Origin of the sequence: Nocardia inohanensis NBRC 100128, from assembly GCF_001612945.1 — a bacterium.
Taxonomy (GTDB): domain Bacteria; phylum Actinomycetota; class Actinomycetes; order Mycobacteriales; family Mycobacteriaceae; genus Nocardia; species Nocardia inohanensis.
In genome coordinates, this window is record NZ_BDBK01000024.1 from 1 (window position 1) to 4,462 (window position 4,462).

2 protein-coding genes are annotated in these 4,462 nt (G+C 69.4%); both read left to right on the forward strand.

Annotated elements, in window-relative coordinates; genetic code table 11:
* Positions 1-4,164 (forward strand): type I polyketide synthase (locus NI1_RS36815; protein ID WP_157535545.1); only part of this gene is annotated, 4,164 nt, incomplete at its 5' end.
* A 28-nt stretch (positions 4,165-4,192) separates the two neighbouring features.
* The coding region (locus NI1_RS36820) for a beta-ketoacyl synthase N-terminal-like domain-containing protein (protein ID WP_157535546.1) at positions 4,193-4,462 on the forward strand (270 nt) is incomplete at its 3' end.

Below are 4,462 nucleotides of genomic sequence, written 5' to 3' on the forward strand. Positions count from 1 at the left end.
CCGCACGTGGATTGGTCGGGCGGCGAGGTGACGGTCGCGATGGAGCGGCAGGACTGGCCGGAGACCGGACGCGCTCGGCGCGCGGCGGTCTCGGGATTCGGAGTCAGCGGTACCAACGCGCACGTGATCCTCGAGCAGGCGCCCGAGCCGGATGCGATGGCGGCGATCGAACGTGCGGATACGCCCACCGGATCGGTGTCGTGGGTGTTGTCGGCGCGGAGCCGGGAGGCGTTGGCCGGTCAGGCCGAGGCATTGTCGAGATTCGTGCTGGCGAATCCGGCGCTGGATGTCCGGGATGTGGCCGCGGCCCTGGTGCGAACGCGGTCGCGGTTCGAGCATCGAGCCGTGGTGTTCGGAGCCGATCGCGACGCACTGGTGTCGGGGTTGGCCGCGGTGGGCAGTTCGGACGGGGACCCGGGGGTGATCGAGGGCGTGGCCGGATCGGGGAAGACGGTATTCGTATTTCCCGGTCAGGGCGCGCAGTGGCTCGGCATGGGACGTGAATTGATCGACACCGCACCGGAATTCGCGGCCGAGATCGACCGGTGTGAGCAGGAATTCGGCACGCTGGTGGACTGGTCGCTGACGGCGGTGCTGCGTGGGGCGCCGGATGCGCCGTCGCTGGACCGGGTCGACGTGGTGCAGCCGGTGCTGTTCGCGGTGATGGTGTCGCTGGCACGGTTGTGGCAGTCGATGGGCGTCGAGCCCGCCGCGGTGATGGGCCACTCGCAGGGGGAGATCGCCGCCGCGTACATCGCCGGTGGGCTGTCGCTGCGCGACGCCGCCCGCGTGGTGGTCGGCCGTAGCCGCCTGGTCCTGCGGGAGTTGGCCGGGGGTGGCGGCATGGCCTCGGTATCGCTGCCGGTGGCGGTGCTCACCGAACGACTTTCGACGGCGGGCCCCGGTCTGGGGATCGCCGCGGTCAACGGCCCGGATTCGGTCGTGGTCTCCGGCGACGCGGCGGCACTGGAGGACTTCCTGACCGCGTGTGAGAAGGACGGCGTGCACGTGCGGCGGATCGCGGTCGACTACGCCTCGCATTCACCGATGGTGGAGCCGCTGCGAGAAGCGTTGCTCAGCGAACTCGCCGAGATCAGCCCCCGGCCCTCGACCATCCCGTTCTACTCCACGGTGACGGCGGCACGGGTCGACACCGGCGCCCTGGACGCGGACTACTGGTATTCCAATCTGCGGCAGACCGTTCGCCTGGAACAGACCACCCGGCTGCTGCTCGAGGACGGGCACGCGGTGTTCGTCGAGGTGAGTCCGCATCCGGTGCTGACGCTCGGCTTGCGGGAAACCTGCGAACACGCCGGCGGGCGCGGTGCGGCGGCGGTGGTCGTCGGATCACTGCGCCGAGATCAGGGCGGGCTGGCCGAGTTCCGGTCGGCGGCGGCGCGGGTGTTCGTCGCGGGTGGCGCGGTGGACTGGACGTCGGTGGTGCCCGGCGGCCGGAGAGTCGACCTGCCGACCTATGCGTTTCAGCGGCAGCGGTATTGGCTCGAAACCGACACCCCCGGAGGCGATATCGGTGGTTTCGGACTCGACGACGCCGATCACCCCCTGCTGGGTGCGGTGGTCGAACTGCCCGGCGAGGGCTGGGTGTTCACCGGCCGGCTGTCGCTGGATACCCATCCGTGGCTCGCGGATCACGCGGTGGCCGGAGTGATCCTGTTGCCGGGCACCGCCTTCGTCGAAATGGCGCTTCGGGCCGCGCACGAAGCCGGTTGCGGCGGTGTCCGGGAACTGACGCTGGTGTCGCCGCTGGTGCTGCCCGTACCGGGGGCGGTGACGGTGCAGGTACGGGTGTCGAGCGCCGATGACGCAGGGGAACACGCGATTTCGATCACCTCGCGTGGTGACGGCGGCGTTCATGTCGTGCACGGCCAGGGCACCCTGGCCGCGGTGCCGGCGGTGCCGGAGTCCTTGGCGGATTGGCCACCGGGCGACGCGATCGAGATCGATGTCGACGGGTTGTACGACCGCCTCGAGGATCGCGGCTACGGCTACGGTCCGGTGTTCCAGGGCGTGCGGGCGGCGTGGCGGCGCGGCGCGGAGGTGTTTCTCGAAGTGTCGCTACCCGAGCCCGCGGTCGCCGACCGGTTCGGGGTACATCCGGCTCTGCTCGACGCGGTGCTGCACGCCATGTTCATCGGCGGATTCACCGAGAAGTTGGTATTGCCGTTTTCCTGGAGCGGGTTGTCATTGCAGCGAACCGCGGCCGAATCGGTTCGCGCGCGAGTCGTCTCGACGAGCGACGACACCATTTCGATCGACGTCACCGACGCTACCGGTCAGCCGGTGTTCTCGGCCGAGTCGCTGACGACGCGCGCGGTGTCGGCATCGGAGCTCACGGCCGCGGCCGGGACCCGGGGGGACCGGCTGTTCCGGGTGGCTTGGTCACCGATATCGGTTGCGCCGCAGGCGCTGTCGATCGGTGAATGGGCCGCGCTCGATGCGCTGAGCGAGGTTCCCGAGGTCGTCGTCGTCGACTGCGATGGTGACGCCGAGGCGCTCCACGAGGTACTCGCCGAGACGTTGAAGACTGTGCAGCAATGGCTTTCGGACGCACGGTTCGCGTCATCGACGCTGCTGGTCCGTACTCGGGGCGCGATCGCGCTCGATGGTGAGGACGTCACCTCACTGGCCGGTGCGGCGGTGTGGGGCCTCGTCCGTTCGGCGCAGACCGAGGACCCGGGCCGGCTGGTGCTGGCCGATGTCGACGGCGAGGTCGATGTCGCGGCGGTAATCGCGTCGGGCGAACCGCAGGTGGTGGTGCGCGGGGGAACCGTGTACGCCGCGCGGCTCGCCCGGATCGCGACACCGGCCCGGACCGCGGGAGCGTTGCCGGCAACGGTCCTGATCACCGGCGGCACAGGAACATTGGGCGCGATGCTGGCCCGCCACGTGGTGGTCGAACACGACGTACGGCGCCTGGTGCTGAGCAGTCGTCGCGGACTCGATGCGCCGGGTGCGCGGCGGCTGGTCGCCGAGTTGTCGGCGCTCGGCGCGCGGGTGGACGTGCTCGCCGCCGATGTCGCCGATCGTGCGGCGGTCGACCGATTGTTCGCCGAGATCGCCACCGATGAGCCGCTGGCCGTCATCCACGCCGCCGGGGTACTCGACGACGGGGTGATCGGGTCGTTGACACCGCGACACCTGGCCGCGGTGCTCGCGCCGAAGGCCGACGCGGCGTGGCATCTGCATCAGGCCGGCCTCGGTCACACGGTGACGGCATTCGTGCTGTTCTCCTCCGCCGCAGGCGTTTTCGGCACGCCCGGCCAGGCCAACTACGCCGCCGCCAACACCTTCCTCGACGCGCTGGCCCAGTATCGGCGCGGCGTCGGGCTACCCGCGCAGTCGCTGGCCTGGGGGCTGTGGGGGGAAGCCAGCGGAATGACCGGTCATCTCGACAGCGCCGATGCGGCGCGGTTGACCCGGGGCGGGCTCGCGCCGATGTCGTCGCGCGACGGATTCGATCTGTTCGACCTCGCCCTGGCCGAGGGCGGAACCACCACCGTGACCGCCGTGCTCGATCTGGTGGCCGTTCGCAACGAGTCCGCGACCGGGTCGGTGCCCGCAATACTGCGCAACCTGGTCGGTCGTGGTCCCCGGCGGGCCGCGCGGGCTGCCGACGCGGCGGGGCCGGGGTTGGCGCAGCGCCTGTCCGCGCTACCCGAATCCGAACAGCGACACATGATCATCACGCTGGTGCGGGAGCAGACGGCGGCGGTCCTCGGACATGGTGACATCGCCACCATCGACGAAGACCAGAATTTCCGCGATCTCGGCTTCGACTCGCTCACCGCGGTCGAGGTCCGCAACCGGCTCAAGATCGTCACCGGTATCCCGCTCTCGGCGACCCTGCTCTTCGACTACCCGACTCCCGTGGCACTGGCGGACCACCTGCGGGTGGCCGTGCTCGCCGGCATCGATACCGCGCGGGACGATCTCGACGGTGCCATCCGGGAGATGGAGCGCTACTTCGAATCCGGGCCGACCGATGATTCGGCCAGGGCGATCGTTCGCAGGCTCGAAGAGCTTTTGCTTCGCCATCGGGAAGTGTCCGCCGGCGATGACGCCGCGGCGACCGAGATGGACGTCGAATCGGCGTCCCAGGACGAGTTGCTGAAATTCATCGACAACGAGCTTCGCAATTCGTAGCCGTCGTCATTGGTCGAAGGAAGATTTCGTGAGTAGCGATAAGGTGCTGGACAATCTGCGGTGGGTTACCGCGGAATTGCAGAAGACGCGCCGTGAGTACCGAGAGCTGGAGTCGGCGGCGCACGAGCCGGTGGCGATCGTCGGGATGGGGTGCCGCTTCCCCGGGGGTATCGATTCGCCCGAGGACCTGTGGGACGTGGTCGCCGGGGAACGCGATGTGATCGGTGATTTCCCGCTGGATCGTGGCTGGGACGAGGCGCTTTTCGACCCGAATCCCGATGCGGCGGGCAAAACCTCG